Origin of the sequence: Thalassolituus hydrocarboniclasticus (assembly GCF_025345565.1) — a bacterium.
GTDB classification, from domain to species: Bacteria; Pseudomonadota; Gammaproteobacteria; order Pseudomonadales; family Oceanobacteraceae; genus Venatoribacter; species Venatoribacter hydrocarboniclasticus.
Genome location: NZ_CP054475.1, coordinates 3439876 through 3458645, shown reverse-complemented (window position 1 = coordinate 3458645; position 18770 = coordinate 3439876). Strand labels below are relative to the sequence as shown.

At 53.0% G+C, this 18770-nt stretch carries 19 protein-coding genes; 13 read left to right on the top strand and 6 right to left on the bottom strand.

Going from position 1 to position 18770, the window contains the following annotated elements; all coding sequences use genetic code 11:
• Nucleotides 1-12 precede the first annotated feature (12 nt).
• On the bottom strand, nt 13-591 hold the full coding sequence (locus tag HUF19_RS15450) for an NnrU family protein (protein WP_260977984.1): 579 nt from the start codon (nt 589-591) through the stop codon (nt 13-15).
• 66 nt (nt 592-657) lie between these two features.
• Here HUF19_RS15450 and ansA point away from each other — a divergent pair, with 66 nt between their 5' ends.
• Entirely contained in the window at nt 658-1692 is a 1035-nt protein-coding gene (gene ansA / locus HUF19_RS15445; RefSeq protein ID WP_260997455.1) for an asparaginase, read from the top strand.
• A 46-nt stretch (nt 1693-1738) separates the two neighbouring features.
• The gene (locus tag HUF19_RS15440; RefSeq protein ID WP_260997454.1) at nt 1739-2113 is read left to right on the top strand and encodes a hypothetical protein; all 375 of its coding nucleotides are present in this window, start codon (nt 1739-1741) and stop codon (nt 2111-2113) included.
• A gap of 2 nt (nt 2114-2115) precedes the next feature.
• On the opposite strand, the gene HUF19_RS15435 is transcribed toward HUF19_RS15440, so the two are convergent.
• Nucleotides 2116-2937, bottom strand: coding sequence for a hypothetical protein (locus tag HUF19_RS15435; protein ID WP_260997453.1), 822 nt, complete (start codon nt 2935-2937; stop codon nt 2116-2118).
• Between the two features lie 131 nt (nt 2938-3068).
• Nucleotides 3069-4475: an amidohydrolase family protein gene (locus HUF19_RS15430; protein ID WP_260997452.1), complete on the bottom strand. Its 1407-nt coding sequence runs from the start codon at nt 4473-4475 to the stop codon at nt 3069-3071.
• 663 nt (nt 4476-5138) lie between these two features.
• Between HUF19_RS15430 and HUF19_RS15425 the strand changes: the two genes are divergently transcribed.
• From HUF19_RS15425 to HUF19_RS15400, 6 genes are all read left to right on the top strand, one after another.
• Entirely contained in the window at nt 5139-6191 is a 1053-nt protein-coding gene (locus tag HUF19_RS15425; protein ID WP_260997451.1) for an ABC transporter substrate-binding protein, read from the top strand.
• 137 nt (nt 6192-6328) lie between these two features.
• A complete protein-coding gene (locus HUF19_RS15420) occupies nt 6329-7393 on the top strand; it encodes an isopenicillin N synthase family dioxygenase (RefSeq protein ID WP_260997450.1) in 1065 nt (354 codons plus the stop codon).
• Between the two features lie 578 nt (nt 7394-7971).
• The gene (gene coxB, locus HUF19_RS15415) at nt 7972-9060 is read left to right on the top strand and encodes a cytochrome c oxidase subunit II (RefSeq protein ID WP_436317771.1); all 1089 of its coding nucleotides are present in this window, start codon (nt 7972-7974) and stop codon (nt 9058-9060) included.
• A gap of 62 nt (nt 9061-9122) precedes the next feature.
• On the top strand, nt 9123-10736 hold the full coding sequence (gene ctaD / locus HUF19_RS15410) for a cytochrome c oxidase subunit I (RefSeq protein ID WP_260997448.1): 1614 nt from the start codon (nt 9123-9125) through the stop codon (nt 10734-10736).
• A 2-nt stretch (nt 10737-10738) separates the two neighbouring features.
• On the top strand, nt 10739-11284 hold the full coding sequence (locus tag HUF19_RS15405) for a cytochrome c oxidase assembly protein (RefSeq protein ID WP_260997447.1): 546 nt from the start codon (nt 10739-10741) through the stop codon (nt 11282-11284).
• Between the two features lie 21 nt (nt 11285-11305).
• Nucleotides 11306-12163, top strand: a complete 858-nt coding sequence (locus HUF19_RS15400; RefSeq protein WP_260997446.1) for a cytochrome c oxidase subunit 3 — start codon at nt 11306-11308, stop codon at nt 12161-12163.
• A 24-nt stretch (nt 12164-12187) separates the two neighbouring features.
• Here the strand turns inward: HUF19_RS15400 and HUF19_RS15395 are convergent, their stop codons facing one another.
• The gene (locus HUF19_RS15395) at nt 12188-12379 is read right to left on the bottom strand and encodes a DUF2909 domain-containing protein (protein WP_260997445.1); all 192 of its coding nucleotides are present in this window, start codon (nt 12377-12379) and stop codon (nt 12188-12190) included.
• Between HUF19_RS15395 and HUF19_RS15390 the strand changes: the two genes are divergently transcribed.
• Genes HUF19_RS15390 through HUF19_RS15375 form a run of 4 tightly spaced genes read left to right on the top strand, consistent with a single transcriptional unit; the run spans nt 12378 to nt 15676 of the window.
• Nucleotides 12378-13133: an SURF1 family protein gene (locus HUF19_RS15390; protein WP_260997444.1), complete on the top strand. Its 756-nt coding sequence runs from the start codon at nt 12378-12380 to the stop codon at nt 13131-13133. The two genes, HUF19_RS15395 and HUF19_RS15390, sit on opposite strands and share 2 nt — an antisense overlap.
• On the top strand, nt 13130-13729 hold the full coding sequence (locus HUF19_RS15385) for a redox-active disulfide-containing membrane protein (protein WP_260997443.1): 600 nt from the start codon (nt 13130-13132) through the stop codon (nt 13727-13729). The genes HUF19_RS15390 and HUF19_RS15385 overlap by 4 nt, the downstream gene beginning before the upstream one ends.
• Complete coding sequence (locus HUF19_RS15380; RefSeq protein WP_260997442.1) at nt 13722-14768, top strand: COX15/CtaA family protein; 1047 nt, start codon at nt 13722-13724, stop codon at nt 14766-14768. The genes HUF19_RS15385 and HUF19_RS15380 overlap by 8 nt, the downstream gene beginning before the upstream one ends.
• Nucleotides 14765-15676: a heme o synthase gene (locus tag HUF19_RS15375; protein ID WP_260997441.1), complete on the top strand. Its 912-nt coding sequence runs from the start codon at nt 14765-14767 to the stop codon at nt 15674-15676. The genes HUF19_RS15380 and HUF19_RS15375 overlap by 4 nt, the downstream gene beginning before the upstream one ends.
• 25 nt (nt 15677-15701) lie before the next feature.
• Here HUF19_RS15375 and HUF19_RS15370 read toward each other — a convergent pair whose 3' ends face one another.
• Together HUF19_RS15370 and HUF19_RS15365 are read right to left on the bottom strand one after the other, a co-directional pair.
• The gene (locus tag HUF19_RS15370; RefSeq protein WP_260997440.1) at nt 15702-16304 is read right to left on the bottom strand and encodes an SCO family protein; all 603 of its coding nucleotides are present in this window, start codon (nt 16302-16304) and stop codon (nt 15702-15704) included.
• A gap of 111 nt (nt 16305-16415) precedes the next feature.
• On the bottom strand, nt 16416-17411 hold the full coding sequence (locus HUF19_RS15365) for an LLM class flavin-dependent oxidoreductase (protein ID WP_260997439.1): 996 nt from the start codon (nt 17409-17411) through the stop codon (nt 16416-16418).
• A gap of 476 nt (nt 17412-17887) precedes the next feature.
• Here HUF19_RS15365 and HUF19_RS15360 point away from each other — a divergent pair, with 476 nt between their 5' ends.
• Nucleotides 17888-18769 carry a hypothetical protein gene (locus HUF19_RS15360; protein WP_260997438.1) on the top strand — a complete coding sequence of 294 codons (882 nt, stop codon included), beginning with the start codon at nt 17888-17890 and terminating at the stop codon, nt 18767-18769.
• The last annotated feature ends 1 nt before the right edge of the window (nt 18770 follow it).

Sequence of the window (18770 nt, the reverse complement as noted above, 5' to 3'; positions counted from 1 at the left end):
GGCCAGAGGTAATCAGCCGAACGGCTTCACGCCAATCAGCATGCCATGCAGCCACAGGGCAAAGGCCACCCAGGCGCCGATACCCACAACCAGCGTCAGTACGTCGCGTACCGCTCCTTTATACACTTTCTGCACTCCGGCGATACGGTCACGGCGACGGGATAGCGCAAACCCGGCAATAGCCCAGATTAAGAACGTGCCGAACAACACCAGATCGTGCAGACCGCCATTGGCGATTAAATGGGCAAAGGCCCAGAGCTTGATGCCCAGATACATCGGATGGCCGAGCTTAACCTGCAAACGGTTGCCGGGAATCTGGCTGGCAAACAGCAGAATAAAGGCGGGCAGGGTGATCAGTGCAGCCAGGTGGCGTGTCCATACTGGTGGTGTCCACAGCCAGGTCGGGTTCATACGGGCTTCGCCGTAACCGATCACCAGCAGAATAAAGCCGCCGATGGCGACCACAGAATACAGACCCTTCCACGGCAGCAGCCCCAGACGGCTGACCATGGCGTTACGCCATTGCGGCGCGATCAGATTGGTACAGTGTCCGCCGATAAACAGCAGTAGTCCGGCCAGCAATAACGTCATGGTCATTCCTCAGTTTGTAGTATTTGTGCCATCATGCAGGCATATCAGCGCGGATAAAAGTTCTGTATGACGTCAGCACGCAAACGTATTTACATCGCCTACACCGGCGGCACTATTGGCATGGCCCGTACTGAGCGCGGTTTTCAGCCGCTGGCTGGGTTTCTGGAAGATAAAATCCGCAGTCTGGCAGAATTCAGCCGTGACGAAATGCCGGAATTTGAGCTTCATGAATACCAGCCGCTGCTCGACTCGTCGGATATGACCCCGGCGCAATGGATGCAGATTGCCACCGATATTCTTGCCCATTACGACCGTTTCGATGGCTTTGTTGTGCTGCATGGCACCGACACCATGGCCTATACCGCCTCAGCCCTGTCCTTTATGTTGCCCGATCTGGGCAAGCCGGTGATTGTGACCGGCTCACAGATTCCGCTGTGCGAGCCACGCTCCGACGGCCACGATAATCTGCTCAATGCGCTTTATATTGCTGCGCATTATCCGCGTGCCGAAGTGGGCCTGTTTTTTCATCACCGATTATTGCGTGGTAACCGGGCGACCAAAATAAACAGTCAGGGCTTTGATGCCTTCGATTCACCGAATTGTGATGCGCTGTTGCATGCCGGAATTACTATTGAACCGGGCCTGCCGGAGTTACGCCCGCTGCATAATACACTGCCACAATTCAACGCCCTGAAAAATGCGGCGGTGGCGGTGGTAACCCTGTATCCGGGAATAGATTTTTCACTTTTACAGCGCCTGCTGGAACAACCACTGGACGGCGTTATTCTGCAGACCTTTGGCAGTGGTAATGCACCGCAAAATCCAGCCTTAATGGCAGCGTTTAAACAGGCCAGCGAGCGAGGCATGGTGCTGGTTAATCACAGCCAGTGCTTAAGTGGGCGGGTGGATATGGACAGCTATGCCGGCGGGCACGCCCTGCGCGAAGCCGGTTTTGTATCGGCCGCTGATATGACGCTGGAAGCAACGCTGACCAAGCTGCACGTATTATTAAGCGCTCCCGGAGAACGCAGTCATGTAATCAGCGAAGCCCGGCGTTTAATGGAAGTGCCACTCTGTGGTGAGCTCAGCGCGGCGATATAAAAAGCCGTAAAAGAGCCTGAATAAACAGCAGTAAACGGAGAACGTGATGACTGACTTACCTCATCCAACCCTGATTGAGCTGGCCGCGATTCTTGCCGAAGCAAATGATCGTGATCACTGCCTGCAATTACTGGAGAAAACCGGCTTAAATTCACAGAGCGCAGAATGCTGGGCTGATTATATGCCGCTGGCCTTTGCCCGTGCGGCCTACCGTTTTCAGTTCAGTGGACCTTACCCGCTGGATCAGGCCCGTGCCGAGCGTGGCTTGCTGCCATTGCTGGAAGATGAGGTTTATCAGCAGGCCTGGTTCTGGGCCTGCGATTGCGGTGCGATGGACAGTATTACCAGTGCACAATTTAATACCATTGTGCGTTTAAGCCCGGAGCTGGAGTTTATCCGCGCGCAGGCTGGCATTCTGTAAATTCAGCTCAGGGCCGTGTCGCCGGTGCTGGCTACCTGCTCTTCGCGATGCTTATACAAATAAGAAAAACTCAGTGATAACAACCCCACCTGAATGGCACCGAGCAGCAACCAGAGTGCAAATTGCAAAAGAGCATAAGCAACAGAATCGTAGCTGGGCAGCAAGGTGTGCGACAGATTAATCAGTAATGGCAGAAAGCCCGTTAACAACAGCAGGCGCCAGCCATTTCCGGCCGATAATTGCCAGGCCCAACTCAATCCTTTACCGCGTAAACCAACGGCTGCTGCAGGTAAGGCCAGTGACCAGCGCGAGGCAAGGTAATAAAGGGGCAATTGCGTCATAATGGCAAAAATAATGAAAATTAACGGCATCATATTCGTGAAATCTTTCGCTGCCGTTGCGAATATTCCCATTACCGGGGTGAGAATGAGCGATAGTGGCATGCTGACCAATGCACAGCAAAGCGCGATCAGAATCGCCCAGCCAATATAATATGGTTCCTGACCGCTTAACGGGAAAAAGCGGGTATTCATAACCTTGTCGTTGTCCAACAGAAATATACGGTGACAAGCGATAATCGCGGCGATGAAACTGGTCAGAGCTATAAGAGCAACCGATAAAGCCGTAATCATGAATAATGCAGTATTTTTTTCCTGCGGCATATAAGGAGCGGAAAGGACTATAGCGCTCATGACTATGAGTAAGGGAAGGCCAGCTCTCAGCAGCATGGGGAAATGCCTGAATGGCAGAAGTGAAGCTTCTTTTATAATAGATACAACAGGGAGTTTTACGGTATTCAACGGTTTATCCTTAATATCATCCATGTGACGGATCTTATTGTCGTTATGATGCCGCAGTATAAGTAGATGGAAATACATCTGCCAGCAAAAGGCAGTACCCTGCTATTTCTGATTTTTCAGGTGATTGACCGGAAGCCGGAGCTTCCGGAAAACTGTTAAGATACACAGCGCAGTAAATCAGCCACACCCGCGCGCACTTCGGCGACCAGTTCGGCTTCATCAAGACCGCAGACCTGACCGTTGTCGACCACTACGCGGCCATTAATCAGCGAATATTTTACGTTCACCGGTTCGGCACATAACAGCGGTGCAATCACTTCGCTGTGTACCCCGGCAAAACGCGGTGAGCCGATATCGTACAGCACCAGGTCTGCAGCTTTGCCGACGGCAATATCGCCGCAGTTATTCAGCCCTAATAATTGTGCGCCGTTATGGCTGCCCCAACGGATAATCTGTTCGGCATGAGTCGCATCGGCACCGTTAACAGCGCGGTGTAAAAGCCAGGCGAGATTCAGCTCCTGAATCATGGAGCCGGATTCGGCTGAGGCGGAGCCATCCACGCCGAGGGTGATGTTCATTCCGGCCTGCTCCATCGCCAGCGCCGGAGCAATACCGCTGCCGAGACGGCAGTTGGAGGTCGGGCAATGGGCAATACCGGTACCGCTGGCAGCCAGTTGCTGGATGGTATATTCGTCGCTTTTGACCAGATGGGCGAACCATACATCCTTGCCCAACCAATCACAGCTGGCGGCGTAATCGATGGCACGCTGGCCGTATTTTTCCTGCGCCTGAATATCGTCGAAGCTGACCTCGAGTAAATGCGAGTGCAGTTTTAATTGCCGCTCCCGTGCCCAGGCCGCCAGTGTGCGTAAATCGCCAGGTGTGGCGGAATGCACCAGACTGGTGGGCGCGACGACTAAGCGGCGCATGGCGTTATCTCCGGCCTGATGATATTGCCGGTAGCTGCGTTCCATGCGCTGCATCACCAGCTCAACATTTTCCGGCTGTATACCATGTTTAAGCATGCCTTTATGGCTGCCCTGTACCGTGGCGCTGCCACGGCACAGTACCAAACGGATTCCCAGCTCATCGGCCGCGGCCCATACGGCGTCTTCCACTTCAGGGCTGGAGTCGGCATGGTACAGATAATGGTGATCGGCACAGGTGGTTGCGCCAGAGCGCAGCAATTCATAAAGACCGAGACGGGCGGCGTGATACATTAATTGCGGTGAAATTTTCGGCCAGAAACGATAAGGCACTGACCCCAGCCAATCGCCTAACGCCTGATTTAAACCTTCCGGTACGCCTTTTAAAACAGACTGCGCCAGATGATGATGGGTATTCACCAGCCCTGGCCAGACTACGCAGCCGCTGGCATCAATAACCTGTTCATCGTCAGTGGGCAGCAGTTGGTTACCGATTTCAGTAATAACACCATCACGGATGCGGATATCCGTTGGTACGGCCGGGTTTGAATGATTGACTGAAATCTGAGATTCGTGGTGAGTGTGCGATTCGGGCGCACAATAAATGGCGCGGGCATTGCGGATCAGGGTGTTCATAGCGGCTCCTTTAAACTGCAAAGAGCAATGTCCCGGAGGCTGATGCCTTTCCTGACCGCTTATACTCTTGAAACTTTTACTGAGGTTTTCTTTAAACTTTAAACCGATTGGCTTTTATATCGGGGTTAAAATTATCGCAATGCCATTCTGTTTCCAACTGTTTTTTACCAGACCTGTCATCAGGGCCAGAACCGTTTCCGGTTGCAGAGGATAATATTTGAATTTTGTGCGCAGAAATAAAGCACGCGCTGTTGCTCTGCGTTTATTTGGTGCGTAAATAACGCTGTTTTTTGGCCTGAAAGCACGGCGGATGCGTATCTTTTGTCTGGCACAGCGGTTGCTAGAAATACTCTGTACATGTTTTGAGTAGAAGCAGTCAGGGATTGAAGATCGTTTCAATCCACGGGTCATTGCTCACTGTACGGCGGATAGTTATCTGCGGCCGGAAAGCGGACGCAGGGTAAGCCGGTGCAGTGATGAAAAGAGCAGTGACAATCAAAAAATCTGAAGATACTCAGCGCAAGATATTCAGTTCGATATTGTCATTCTGACCTCATCTTTTCTTCGCACGCTTCCTGCCCCTGCTTTTCTGGTTATCGGATAACTGCCTGATCGGTTCGGCAAACAGATAAGACTGTTTGCTTTCATACTCAGGAGTGAACGATGAAAAAACAATTGCATAAAAATGTTAAATCTCCGTCTGCGCAGCGTCGCCTGCTACCGGCATTGGGATTGGGCTTGCTGTTATCGTTAAACAGCATAACAGTCCTGGCTGCAGACAAGGTGAATTTCCAGCTGGACTGGTTGCCGGGCGGTGATAAAGCACCGGTTTATGTTGGTCTGCAGCAGGGCTTCTTTGCGGAGCAGGGACTGGACGTTAAGGTTGCACAGGGGCGTGGCTCCCACGATGCCATTACCAAGCTGGCAACCGGCAATGCGGATATTGGTTTATCGGATCTGGTGGCTTTACTGCAGGCGAAAGCGGCGGAAGAGGTGCCGGTGTCGGCGGTTTATTCGGTATTTTCCGAAGCGCCACATGCGTTTTATGTGCGCAGCGATTCCGGTATTAACAGCGTCGCCGATGTTGCCGGTAAAAAAGTAGCCACTTCGCCTTTTACTTCATCCAATGTGTTTCTGCCGCTGCTGCTGGATGTTAATAAGGTAGATGAAAGTTCGATCAAGTTACTGAAAGCTGATCCGGGAGCACTGAATCCAATGCTGTTAACCGGTAATACCGATGTGGTGATTTCCTGGATTACCGATGCCGAAGTCTATAAGGCTCAGGCAAAAGAGGCCGGAAAAACCCTGAATGTACTGCCCTGGTACGACGCCGGTCTGGAGTTTTATTCCACCGCCCTGATTGCATCTGAGCGTTTCCTGCAGGAGCGTCCGGATGTTGCTAAGCGCTTTATAAAAGCCTATGCCAAGGCCATTGATTTTACCTTTAAACATCCGGCAGAAAGTGCGGCTGCGGTTAAGGCTGCAGTGCCAGAAGTGGATGCCGTAGTAGCGGAAGCAACCATCCGCTCAATTAATGGCCTGGTGTATAACGCTGCCAGTAAGAAGGCGGGGCTTGGGCAGTTTGATGCAGAACGTCTGGCGACAACCTGGAGCTGGACAGCAAAAGCGCAGGGGCTGGATATCAACAGCTTTGATCCTGAGCAGGCAATTAAACGGGACTTTATCCCGGAAACCAGCCTCAGCAGTGCTGAATAAACGATTTTAATCTGGAGTATAAGCAGCAGGACAGTAAGCTCTTTGCTCATGCTGTCCCGGCATTGCTCCATGGTCTCTGCGCAGACAGCGGAATATTCCGCCGTCTGCTGCAGTTAACTGACTCTGGAGAATCAGATATGAATAACGTAATCAATAATACAACCAGTAATGCCGTCGGTAATACGACAACTGACAGCCGTTATGGTCTGCAGGAACTGAATTTTGAACGTACTATCGGTGGTATGGGGCAGGAGAATAATGAACGCACCATTCCGCTGATTGATTTAACGGATTTTGACCAGCGTCGTGCTGAGATTCGTGAGCAACTATGGCAGGCGGCAACGGATACCGGTTTTTTTCAGCTGATTAATCACGGTATTGATGTGGAAAAAGTACGCGAGGCTTTTGCACTGTCGGAGCAGTTTTTTGCGTTAAGTGCAGAAGACAAAGCCCGCTTTCCGTTAAAAGAAGGCCTGAACGCCGGCTGGGAATTTATGGCGCAGGTACGTCCGTCGACCGGCACTGCCGATCAGAAAGAGTCTTATCAGGTAACGCTGCCACATATGGATAATCTGTGGCCGGACCAGACGTTGGTACCTGAATTTCAGCGGGTGATTCTTGATTTTGAGCAGCGTGCCTGGCAGCTGGGTATGCAGGTTTTATCCTGTTTTGCCGAGAAGCTGGGATTTGCTCAGGACTTTTTTACTCAGGCTCACCGCCGTGATTCAGCTGAATACCAGAGCACGTTGCGGCTGCTGCATTATTTACCGCTGGCTGAGGGGGCGGTTGCCGGGGCGGGCATCTGGCGTGCCGGTGCCCATACCGATTTCGATTGCCTGACCATGGTCTTTCAGAAAACCGGGCAGGGTGGCCTGCAGGTTTGTCCGGGCAAAGAAGCACTGCAGAATCAGGAATGGACCAGCGTGATTCCACAGGATGACATCATTACCTGCAACATTGGCGATATGCTGATGCGCTGGAGCGATGACAAGCTGAAATCAACCCTGCACCGGGTGCGTATGCCGAAACCGGATGAAGCCCGCGGGCCGCGTTACAGTATGGCGTTTTTCTGTCAGGCCAATAAGGATGTGATGATTCAGGGACCGGAGAAAAAGTACGAAGCGATTTCCGCCCGTGACTATCTGCTGCAGCGTATTAACGCCAACTTTGCTGCCGTTCAGGCTGATGAAGCGCAGAAATAACCTTTTGCCGCTGTAAAATATCCGGCCGTTGAGTGGCCGGATACCTGTTTCCGGAATGTCGTTCTTAACAGGTTTGTTATAAACCAGAGCGCTTTGCATGTCTGTTATGACAGGATTCTATATAATTTTTTGGATTGATAAATTTTCTTATATCTCTTCTGATTCTTTCGTCGCCTTCAGGTTTATTTCTGATATTTACGCTCTTTACTCTTCTGTCCTTATATTAATCTGATGATTTTACTCAGGTTTTTATCCGGCCGAATACGTTGGCCGGAAACGCCATAGAATGAATTCCGATAACCAAACCTTATTTAGCGCCAATGGTTATTACGCAAGGCGAGCCATCAGTCTGCAGCGTATTTTGTCTTATTGAGCTTATTCCGGCTTAACGTCTTTACTGTATAAACAATAACGAGGGACTGATCGCGCTTTACTGCAACAGAAATCAATAACAGCAGAAATGCGTGACAGGCCCGGAATAAATGGATGTTGTGGCGGAGGTGGTTATGACGGGAGTCTGGCTCAACCGGATTTGGCATGCCGTGTTATGGATACCTGTCGTCTTTTTCAGTCATCCGTTGCTGGCCAAAAATCTTTACGGCGACAGCAATCTTAATCTTCCCATTGGCGTTACCCATATGAGCCGCGAAGTCTATTCGCTGCATATGATCATCTTCTGGATCTGTGTGGTAATTGCCGTTGTTGTGTTCGGCGTGATGTTTTGGTCACTGATCCGCTACCGTAAAAGCAAGGGCGCAAAGGCCGCTCATTTCCACGAAAATACCCTGGTAGAAATACTCTGGACTGCGATTCCGCTGGTTATTCTGGTGGTGATGGCGATACCGGCAACGGCGACTCTGCAAAAAATCTACGACACCAGCGAAGCAGAAATGGACGTGATGATCACCGGTCATCAGTGGCGCTGGCATTATGAATATTTAGGCGAAGATATCAGTTTCTTTTCCAACCTGGCGACCCCTCCGGAACAGATTGATGGCCGTGCGAAAAAAGGTGAGAACTACCTGTTGGAAGTTGATCAGCCGCTGGTGCTGCCGGTCGATACCAAAGTCCGCCTGTTGCTGACCTCAAACGATGTTATTCACTCTTGGTGGGTGCCGCAGCTGGCGGTTAAAAAAGATGCCATTCCGGGCTTTGTGAATGAGAACTGGACCAGAATAGATGAACCCGGAATTTACCGTGGGCAGTGCACCGAGCTGTGCGGCCGCCTGCATGGTTTTATGCCCGTAACCGTTAAAGCAGTAAGCAAAGAAGACTACCGGCTCTGGCTGGCGGAACAGAAGCAGCAGGCCGTTGAAAAGGCGGCTGGCAACGAGCGTGAATGGACGCTGCCTGACCTGATGGCTCAGGGAGAAACGGTTTACAACACCTATTGTGCTGCCTGTCATATGGTTAACGGGCAGGGCATTCCTCCTGCTTTCCCTGCGCTGGCCGGCAGTCAGGTTGTTATAACCGCTGAAGGCCGCGACACCCATATAGACCGGGTGATTTACGGCAAGTCGGGAACCGCAATGGCGGCCTTTGGCAGTACGTTATCGGCCGCCGATCTTGCTGCCGTCATTACCTATGAACGTAACGCCTTTGGCAATAATACCGGCGATGTTGTGCAACCCGCCGAGATAAAACAGAAGCTTAAACCAACGGAATAATCCGCAGATTGTACGCAGGCCGGTATGCGGTATAAAAAGATGGAACACTGATGAGGTGAGTCATGACGAGCAACAGTTACAGCAGTGCAACAGAGCACGCCCATGCGCCACAGCTCAGTGGACTTAAACGCTGGTTGCTGACAACCAATCACAAAGAAATTGGCAGCCTCTATCTGATTTTTTCTCTGGTGATGTTTTTTATTGGCGGCACTATGGCGCTGGTTATCCGTGCTGAACTTTTTCAGCCGGGTCTACAACTGGTGCAGCCGGAATTTTTTAACCAGATGACCACTATGCACGGTCTGATTATGGTGTTTGGTGCGGTAATGCCAGCCTTTGTCGGGCTGGCTAACTGGATGGTGCCCCTGCAGATCGGTGCACCGGATATGGCCTTACCCCGTCTGAATAACTTCTCTTTCTGGTTACTGCCGCTGGCGTTCTCGTTGCTGTTATCGAGCCTGTTTATGGAGGGGGGCGGTCCTAACTTTGGCTGGACGTTTTATGCCCCGCTGTCGACAACCTATGCTCCGCCATCGACTAACTTTTTTATTCTGTCGATTCATCTGGCCGGTATCAGCTCCATTCTGGGGGCCATCAATATCATCGCCACCATTCTGAATATGCGTACACCGGCGATGAAGCTGATGGATATGCCACTCTTTGTCTGGACCTGGCTGATTACCGCCTTTTTATTACTGGCGGTAATGCCGGTGCTGGCCGGCGTGGTCACCATGATGTTGCTGGATATTAATTTCGGCACCAGTTTCTTTAATGCCGCCGGTGGTGGTGATCCGGTGCTGTTCCAGCATCTGTTCTGGTTTTTTGGCCATCCGGAAGTGTACATCATGATTTTGCCAGCTTTTGGTATTGCTTCCATGATCGTGCCGACCTTTGCCCGTAAGCGTTTATTCGGTTACCGCTCGATGGTGTATGCCACCGCATCCATTGCCATTCTGTCGTTCGTGGTCTGGGCACACCATATGTTTACCGTGGGGCTGCCGCTGGCGGCGCAATTGTTTTTTATGTACGCGACCATGCTGATTGCGGTACCGACCGGGGTAAAAGTATTTAACTGGGTGGCCACGTTATTTCATGGTTCTATCAGTTTCGAAGTGCCGATGCTGTTTACCCTGGCTTTTATTGTGCAATTTACGATTGGCGGCTTATCCGGTGTGATGCTGGCGATAGTGCCGGCGGATTATCAGTATCACGATACCTATTTCGTGGTGGCACATTTCCATTATGTGCTGGTTCCCGGCGCGGTCTTCGCCATTATTGCCGGTGTCTATTACTGGCTGCCGAAATGGACCGGATTTTACCCGGACGAAACCCTCGGCCGCTGGCATTTCTGGCTGTCAGTAATTGGCGTGAATTTAACCTTCTTCCCGATGCACTTTTCCGGGCTGGCGGGTATGCCGCGGCGCATTCCGGATTATGCTCTGCAGTTTGCTGATTTTAATCTGCTGTCTTCCATTGGTGGTTTCCTGTTCGGCATGTCGCAGTTGTTGCTGATCTGGGTGGTTGTGCGTTGCGTGCGTGGTGGCAAGCCAGCACCGGATAAAGCCTGGGAAGGTGCAGAAGGGCTTGAATGGCAGGTGCCCAGCCCGGCGCCGCTGCATACCTTTTCCACGCCACCGGAATTTATTCCGGAACGTGATTCGCCAGGACGGGCATAAGCATGAGCAGCCTGCCTTTAAATCGTCAGCAGCAGGGTATACGCCGAACCCTGTGGTGGCTGTTGCTGATGCTGGCAGGCAGCGTGGCTTTTACCATCGCACTGGTGCCACTTTACGATGTGTTCTGCGAACTGACGGGCATTAATGGCAAAGGCGTTAATTCTGCTCAGGTATTGCAATCCACGGGTATCGACCAGCAACGCAATATTGAGGTGCAGGTGATTACCCGCACTGCCGCGGGAATGGATTGGCATTTTTCTGCAACGCTGGGCCATAAGGCAGTACATCCGGGAGAGATTCATCAGATGTGGTTCCGTATGCAGAATCTGGGTAATACAACCGGGCGTGCACGGGCAGTGCCCAGCCTCAGCCCGGCAGAGGCCTCAAATTATTTTTTAAAGTTGGAATGTTTTTGTTTTAACGACCAGCAGCTGGCTGCCGGAGAAAGTCTGGAGGTGCCGGTGGTCTTTCAGATCCGCTCGGATTTACCCGAAGATCTGCACCGGCTGACGCTGGCCTATACCCTGTATCCGCAAACAGGCCCCTGAAATCAGGACCGGGAGGTTGCAATGAGTGGTTCCTACTACGTACCGGCCAGCAGTAAATGGCCGATTCTGATGGTGGTCGTGCTGGCTTTTGTGGTTATAGGCGCAGCATCCAGCCTCAGCTTTGGCCATGGCTTTGGTCTTTTTCTGGCGGGCATGGCAGGCGTGCTGGTGATGATGTTTGTCTGGTTTCGCGATGTCATTCATGAATCACGCAGCGGCCTGTACGATGCGCAAATGGACCGTTCTTTCCGCATGGGAATGGCCTGGTTTATTTTTTCCGAAGTGATGTTTTTTGCCGCCTTTTTCGGCGCTTTATTTTATATCCGTGTGTTTGCTTTACCCTGGCTGGACGGTGAAGGTGAAAAAGGTATCAGTGCACTGTTATGGCCGGATTTCAGCGCCAGCTGGCCGCTGTTAAAAACACCATCGGATGCCTTTACCGGCCCGGCAGAAGTGATCGACCCCTGGCACCTGCCCTTGCTGAATACGTTGCTGCTGGTCAGTTCCAGTATCACGCTGACCATTGCTCACCATGCTCTGAAAAAAGATCAGCGCAACAAAACCAAGCTATGGCTGCTGCTTACCCTGATTCTGGGCTTTGTGTTTCTGGTTGTGCAGGGCATTGAATATGTTGAAGCCTATACCCAGCTGGGTCTGACCTTACAGGCAGGAGTGTATGGCGGCACCTTCTTTTTACTTACCGGTTTTCATGGCCTGCACGTCACTTTAGGGGCATGTATTTTAACGGTTATTTTGCTGCGTTTATGGCGTGGCCATTTTTCGCCACGCTCACATTTTGGTTTTGAGGCGGCCAGCTGGTACTGGCACTTTGTCGATGTTGTGTGGCTGGGATTATTTATTTTTGTCTACGTTGTCTGAGGCATCGCCTCAGCAACATGACGCTCAGTCGGGTAATTGCCCGGAATAAAATCCGTAGAACAATAAGGTTAACAGCACCACCGCAATGCAGACCCGCCAGGTCAGCGAAGTCAGTACCCGCTGTGAACGTGAACCGTCACTTACCAGAAATCCGGCGGCGGCAAGCAGGCTGATCAGCATAGTGGCAAATAACAACAGGATGGCGAGCTTAAGCATGGCGATTCCTCAGGTTGTGATAACAACAGTACTCAGCACAGCAGATAAACGCGCGCGCAGCAAACAGCGCTGGCGTATTTCTGTCTGGTGGGGCGGCTGGTTATTGCTGGGGGCTATGGGTCTGGGGCTGGCTAACTGGCAATGGCAGCGGGCAGAAGAAAAACGCCAATGGCAGACTGCCCCGCGGGTGGCTGAAGTTAATCCGCAAAGCCTGCCGCAGATGAATCAGGCTCTGCAATTACAGGGTATTTTTTATCCGCAATTTAACCGCTGGCTGGATAACCGCACGCTGAATGGTCAGGTCGGGTTGGCGCTGATTACTCCTCTGCAAAGTACCGATGGCCGCTGGTGGCTGGTGGATCGTGGTTTTGTGGCAACGGCGGGCAGCCGCGCACCACAACCCTGGCCGGATACCGCTTTGACACTGCAGCATCTGCAGGGGTACTGGCAGCCTCTGGAGGGAAGGCGCGGCTTATTACTCGGGGCTAACGATGATGGTCAGCGTATTCAGCAGCTGCGTACCGATGTCTGGCCGCAACTGGATTTACAACCCGGCGTACTGCATCTGGATAACGGCAGCAGTGGTCGCTGGTGGCAGCCGCTTGGCGTCAGCCGGGAGCGGCACCTGGGTTACGCCGCTCAATGGCTGTTACTGGCACTGGCGGCACTGGCTCTGGCCTGGCGTTACCGGCCAAAGCTGAAAGCTCAGCGGGTGCGGGTCTGCACTCTGAAGGCAAAAAGGAGGTGGCTGTGAGTAACCGGGTAAAATTACTGTTATTGCTGGGATTATTAATGGCTCCCGTGCCGGCGGCACTGGCGATGTGGTACTGGCAGATTGGCATTCCTGAAGCACGCGTCGCGCATGGTGAGCTGGTACCGGATATTCCGCCGCTGAGTCAGTGGGCGCTGACTCCGGCCCCGGCGCTGCAGGATGGGCGCTGGCATTTGCTGTATCGCTGCACCTCTGAGCCCTGTGATCTGGATGACAGTTTATGGCGCTTACACCGCACGCTGGGACGCGATGCTCCGCGTCTGCAGCGCTGGCAGCTGAGTGGTACACAGCCGCAGAGTGAACCGGCGGAGAGCGCGGCTGGCGAAAATACCTTACCTCCCGGCGGTCAGCGTCTTGTCTGGCAGGCTCCGGCCGCTCTGACGCAGGATATCTGGCTGGCCGATCCGCAGGGCAATATCGTGCTGGCTTATGGCGCTGACAGCAGCATCAAAGACATTCTGCGCGACGTGCGCTATCTGTTCAGGCGCAATCCGCTCAGCAGCATGCAGGCGGAAACTCTGGCGCTGCAATCCGCCGGGCATAACAGCCATTTCCAGCCGGAGGAGCGCCATGAATAATCTGAAAACAGTGCGCACGCTGGCACTGCTGGCCGCCTTTATGGCTTTTACGGTGGTGATGCTGGGCGCGGCCACCCGTTTACTGGATGCGGGTCTGGGCTGTCCTGACTGGCCGGGCTGCTATGGCCGCTTAGTTGTCCCGCAGGCTCATATCGCTGCGCAATTTGCACCCCACGCACCGCTGGAAGCAGAAAAAGCCTGGATGGAGATGATTCACCGTTATCTGGCAGCATCCCTTGGGCTGATGGCCATACTGCTGGTGTTCTTCAGCTGGCGCGCCCGCACTCAGGCACCGGGTCTGCTGCGCTGGACATCGTTACTGCTTGCTCTGGTTATTGTGCAGGGCGCTTTCGGTGCCTGGACGGTAACGCTGAAACTCTGGCCCCAGGTGGTGACCCTGCATCTGCTGGGGGGCTTCAGCTGTCTGCTGTTACTCAGTTTTATTGCCTGGCGGGTGCATCAGCCTGAGGCTGCTGCAGTGTCCAGCGCAGGAAGGCAGGTGCCGACGGCGCGGAGGCCGCGGATGCTGTGGCTGGCACTGTTGTTACTGGTATTGCAGATTGCTCTGGGTGGCTGGACCTCAAGTAATTATGCCGGCATTGGCTGTATGGGTTTCCCCACCTGTAATGGCCAGTGGTGGCCGGAAATGGATTTTTCCAGCGCCTTTCACCTGACTCAATCAATCGGTCCTGATTATTTATATGGCCAGCTGCATGCCAGCGCGCGCAGTGCGATCCAGTGGACACACCGGCTGGTGGCGCTGGCGTTGGGGCTGACCTTGCTGGTGCTGTACTGGCAGGCGCAGCGCAGTGAGCAGAGGCGTGTGGTTCTCTGTTGTCTCGGTCTGTATCTGTTGCAGGTGGGGCTGGGAATTATTCTGGTGGTCTGGTCGTTGCCATTTCCACCGGCGTTATTGCATACCGCCGGTGCGGCGTTATTGCTGCTGGCCGTGGTGTATTGCGCCCTGATCTGGCCACGACAAAGCGAGCCGGTAAATCAACGGCAGAAAACCTGGCATCTGGCGGAGGAAGTGATATGAGCAGTCTGGTATTAGCAGAAAAAAGCAGCCGGCAGTCAGCCCGCCCGCAGTGGCGTGATTTCTGGGAGCTGGGTAAACCGCGGGTGGTGCTGGTGATGCTGGTCTGTGCTTTGGTCGGCATGGTACTGGCGACACCGGTATTGCCGGATATCGGGCGGGTGATATATGCCACGCTGGGTATCGCTATGGCAGCGATGGGAGCGGCGGCCTTTAACCATTTGCTGGATCAGCGGCTTGACCGTTTAATGCTGCGCACGTCAAAACGTCCGCTGGCACAGGGACGTATTCCGCCCTGGCAGGCAGCACTTTATGCCAGCCTGTTGTCACTGCTGGGACTGAGTCTGTTATGGCTTGAGGTGAATCCGCTGACTTCAGTGCTGACCGCGGCCGCATTGCTGGGTTATGCGCTGATTTATACCCGCTTTTTAAAACACGCCACGCCACAGAATATTACCATCGGCGGACTGGCCGGAGCCGCGCCACCGTTACTCGGCTGGACGGCAATCACCAATCGTGTGGAAGCCGATGCATTGCTGCTGGTGCTGATTATTTTTGCCTGGACGCCACCGCATTTCTGGGCGCTGGCGATTCATAAACAGGATGAATACCGCCGTGCCGGAGTACCCATGTTGCCCATTACCCATGGCGAAGGTTTTACCCGTTTGCAGATCTGGCTGTATGCCTGGCTGACAGTGGTTATGACGCTGATGCCTTACGTCAGTGGTATGTCGGGGCTGGTGTATCTGTTGTTGATCGTGCCGTTAAATATCCGCTTTATGCAGATTAACTGGCGGGTATGGCGCGCCACCTCGGCGCAGGCGCCGATTCAGGCGTTCTGGTTTTCGATCCGCTATATTCTGTACTGCTTTGCGGCGTTATTGCTGGATCATTGTCTGCCGGTTTTCTGAGCGCATAGCATGATTGTTTAATCGTTTATTGCGCCTGCAGCCGGGCGACCGCCCCTTTGATCCACAGTGCCAGCTCGTCGGCTGGCATATGTGGGTCAAGAACCCCCAGTATCTGACCATAACTGCTGCTCAGTAATAATTGTGCAGAATGATCCATGCTGTATTCCAGCGCTCCTTCCTGTGCAACTTTGCGGTAATAAATCCCGAAAAATTTTGTCAGTTGCAGCAGTTGTTCGGTATCAGGCTGAACGCCAAGAATGGCGGCATGAAAGTGGCGGGTATAGGGGCGCAGTACATCAATGGTATCGCGCTCCGGATCAACGGTAATAAACAGAGGTTGTACCAGTTGCACGCTTTCAGGTGGTAATTGCTGCAGTGCTTTGCTGACATTCATCAGCGTGGTGGGGCAAATATCCGGACAATGGCTGAAACCGAAAAACAGCAGCAGAAGCTGATTATCAAAGTCGCTTAAGCGCCGCTCGCCTGCGGTTGTGTTTAAACTCAGCTGGCGCAGTTGTTCAGCTTCGCCGCGGGTCTGGGGCAGGGGAGAGAACTGATTGCCGGCCGTGGGAGAATTGTCGCAGGCGCTCAGCAATAACAACGTCAGTATTAACCATCCTTTGCACATACCGCCTCCTGATGACGTGTTATGGTCTGCATCAGTTATAGCAGATTAAACCCGGCCCTGTATGACAGGCATACGGATTAAGCCGTTATTTTGCCGCAGTCCTTAAGCTCCTTAAGATTTTGCATCCATCAGAATCTGCAGTGCCTGCAGACGTTTCTCCCGGTCAAAAATATCGTTGGTGAACATCAACTCATCTGCGGGTATCTGGCTGACCAGTGCCTGCAGCTTGGACTTAATACTGGCAGGGCCGCCTGTAACCGACAGTGCCAGAAAGGCATCGACCTGAGCTTTAATCTGCGGATTCCAGATACCTTCCATGCTTTCCACTGGCGGTGGCAGATAGAGTGGTTGTCCCTGCATTAACGCCATAATCCGCTGCTGACTGCTGGTGGCGAGAAAGCGCGCTTCATCGTCACTGGCGGCAGCGATGAGTGGCAGGCACAGAATGACATGTGGTTTCTGCAGAATGGCCGAAGGCTGAAAACGATGGCGGTAAAGGGCAATCGCCTCGCGCGCCAGACGCGGAGCAAAGTGCCCGGCAAAGGCGTAAGGCAGACCACGCTCAGCGGCCAATTGCGCGCTGAATAAACTGGAGCCTAACAGCCAGATTTCTACCGCACTGTTGGCACCGGGGTAAGCTTTAACGCGCTTGTGTGCGCCATCGGCTCCCAGCAGGGTCTGTAATTCTTCCACTTCCTGCGGGAAGTGTTCGGCGCGCATATCGTCACGGCGCAAGGCCCGGCTGGTGAGTGGATCGGTACCGGGGGCACGGCCAAGGCCAAGGTCAATACGGCCGGGGTACAGCGCATCCAGTGTGCCGAACTGTTCGGCGACAATAAGCGGCGGGTGATTGGGCAGCATGATGCCACCAGAGCCGACGCGGAGACGTTGCGTACGTGCTGCGACCTGACCAATCAGCACCGCGGTGGCGCTGCTGGCGACCCCTTCCATGTTGTGGTGCTCGGCCAGCCAGAAACGGTTAAAGCCCAGCGTGTCGGCATGTTGGGCATAATCGAGCATAGAGGCCAGCGTCTGCGCCACGGTAAAACCCTGTGGCACCGATGCCAGCTCCAGCAGCGAAAAAGGAATATCTGCCAGTGAGGTCATAATGTGGCCCGCCATGAATGCAATGAAAGGCTCACAGAGTGCCACAGAGCGGTGGCACGGTCAGTGCTCTGGGCGGGAAAGCAGTGTTGCAAAAAGCTGGCAGAATACATAACGGCCGCAGGGTGGGCGCGTTTTACAGGATCGGTCGTTCAGCGGTGGCTGTTCTGTCAGGCTGTTTATGCCGGTCGGTTACGCAGGCCGATTATGCACAGTGGCCTGACAACACTAATGTCGCAAAAAAATAATGGGATTATATGCGACGCATATTGTGAAATAACCTTTCTGGTGACCCGACATTTCGGGCAAACAGGATATCTATCCCTGGCTGCTATATAACTTTCACTCTGGTGTGGCAGGTTATAATCGACAGCTTCATTTGAATAATAATATTATTATACTCACTATAACGGAGCGGATAGTAATCTGCGGCAGTTAACGAACGTCTGTTGCATCAATTCTACTCAGGGAGTGAATGAATGAAAAACCAGCAAAATTACGCTGCATCTGTCTTACGGAATGGCGTGGCAGTGGCGGTTCTGTCAGTCGGTATCATGTACACAAGCCCTGCGCTGGCTGCCGGTAAGATCGCTTATTCGCATGTAAAAACCGCAGCAGCGGATCAGGGCAACGAAATTGATAAAAATGATCTTGTTGTCGAATATAGCCGGGCAATTTATGTCTCAGACGATAAGCACAGCTCAATGTCGCTGGGTATCGCGGTTCAGGATACCAATTTATATTTTGATGAAGCGCAACTGCCGGATATGGATTTGGTAAAAATCAAATTGCCGTTATCCGGCTCTCAGGTTCTGGATTCCGGAAGTATCGTTTCCTGGACGCTGACACCCGGGCTTCACGGTGAAGCGGATGATCTGTCAGAGGCTGAATCCCGGCTGGAAGGTCAGGCGTTTTATATCAAACCATCAGGTAACCTGCGTTGGGTTCTGGGTGGTGGTTTTGGCGATCAGTTCGGGGAAACCAAGCTGTTCCCCGTTCTCGGGGCTATCTGGACAGCATCCGCACAGACCGAAGTTACCTTGATGTTTCCATCGTTAAAATACAAATACACCACCGAACAGAAAAAAGCCTACAGCCTGAGTCTGGTCCCCGTGGGTTCCCAATGGACCTGGAAAGCGGGTGATCTGGGTGGCAATACGGAAGCAGGAAATGTTTCGGTCAGCGGCCTGAAACTGTCTGCAGGGCTGGACTGGCCACTGGCCAATAAACAGGTTATTTCTGCTGAGCTGGGCAGAATTACGGAGCGGGAATTTAAAATTACCCGGCAGAGTGATCCGTCGTTTAACGGCACCGTCGAATTAGAAGACGCCTGGTTTGCTCAGCTTGGCTGGGCATTCTGAT

Coding starts and splice junctions, on each gene's coding strand:
- HUF19_RS15440 (WP_260997454.1), top strand. CDS start 1,739: ATGACTGACTTACCTCATCCAACCCTGATTGAGCTGGCCGCGATTCTT.
- HUF19_RS15365 (WP_260997439.1), bottom strand. CDS start 17,411: ATGACCTCACTGGCAGATATTCCTTTTTCGCTGCTGGAGCTGGCATCG.
- HUF19_RS15380 (WP_260997442.1), top strand. CDS start 13,722: ATGAATAATCTGAAAACAGTGCGCACGCTGGCACTGCTGGCCGCCTTT.
- HUF19_RS15450 (WP_260977984.1), bottom strand. CDS start 591: ATGACGTTATTGCTGGCCGGACTACTGCTGTTTATCGGCGGACACTGT.
- ansA (WP_260997455.1), top strand. CDS start 658: ATGACGTCAGCACGCAAACGTATTTACATCGCCTACACCGGCGGCACT.
- HUF19_RS15400 (WP_260997446.1), top strand. CDS start 11,306: ATGAGTGGTTCCTACTACGTACCGGCCAGCAGTAAATGGCCGATTCTG.
- HUF19_RS15405 (WP_260997447.1), top strand. CDS start 10,739: ATGAGCAGCCTGCCTTTAAATCGTCAGCAGCAGGGTATACGCCGAACC.
- HUF19_RS15390 (WP_260997444.1), top strand. CDS start 12,378: ATGGCGATTCCTCAGGTTGTGATAACAACAGTACTCAGCACAGCAGAT.
- HUF19_RS15375 (WP_260997441.1), top strand. CDS start 14,765: ATGAGCAGTCTGGTATTAGCAGAAAAAAGCAGCCGGCAGTCAGCCCGC.
- HUF19_RS15435 (WP_260997453.1), bottom strand. CDS start 2,937: ATGGATGATATTAAGGATAAACCGTTGAATACCGTAAAACTCCCTGTT.
- HUF19_RS15425 (WP_260997451.1), top strand. CDS start 5,139: ATGAAAAAACAATTGCATAAAAATGTTAAATCTCCGTCTGCGCAGCGT.
- ctaD (WP_260997448.1), top strand. CDS start 9,123: ATGACGAGCAACAGTTACAGCAGTGCAACAGAGCACGCCCATGCGCCA.
- HUF19_RS15360 (WP_260997438.1), top strand. CDS start 17,888: ATGAAAAACCAGCAAAATTACGCTGCATCTGTCTTACGGAATGGCGTG.
- HUF19_RS15420 (WP_260997450.1), top strand. CDS start 6,329: ATGAATAACGTAATCAATAATACAACCAGTAATGCCGTCGGTAATACG.
- HUF19_RS15395 (WP_260997445.1), bottom strand. CDS start 12,379: ATGCTTAAGCTCGCCATCCTGTTGTTATTTGCCACTATGCTGATCAGC.
- HUF19_RS15430 (WP_260997452.1), bottom strand. CDS start 4,475: ATGAACACCCTGATCCGCAATGCCCGCGCCATTTATTGTGCGCCCGAA.
- HUF19_RS15370 (WP_260997440.1), bottom strand. CDS start 16,304: ATGTGCAAAGGATGGTTAATACTGACGTTGTTATTGCTGAGCGCCTGC.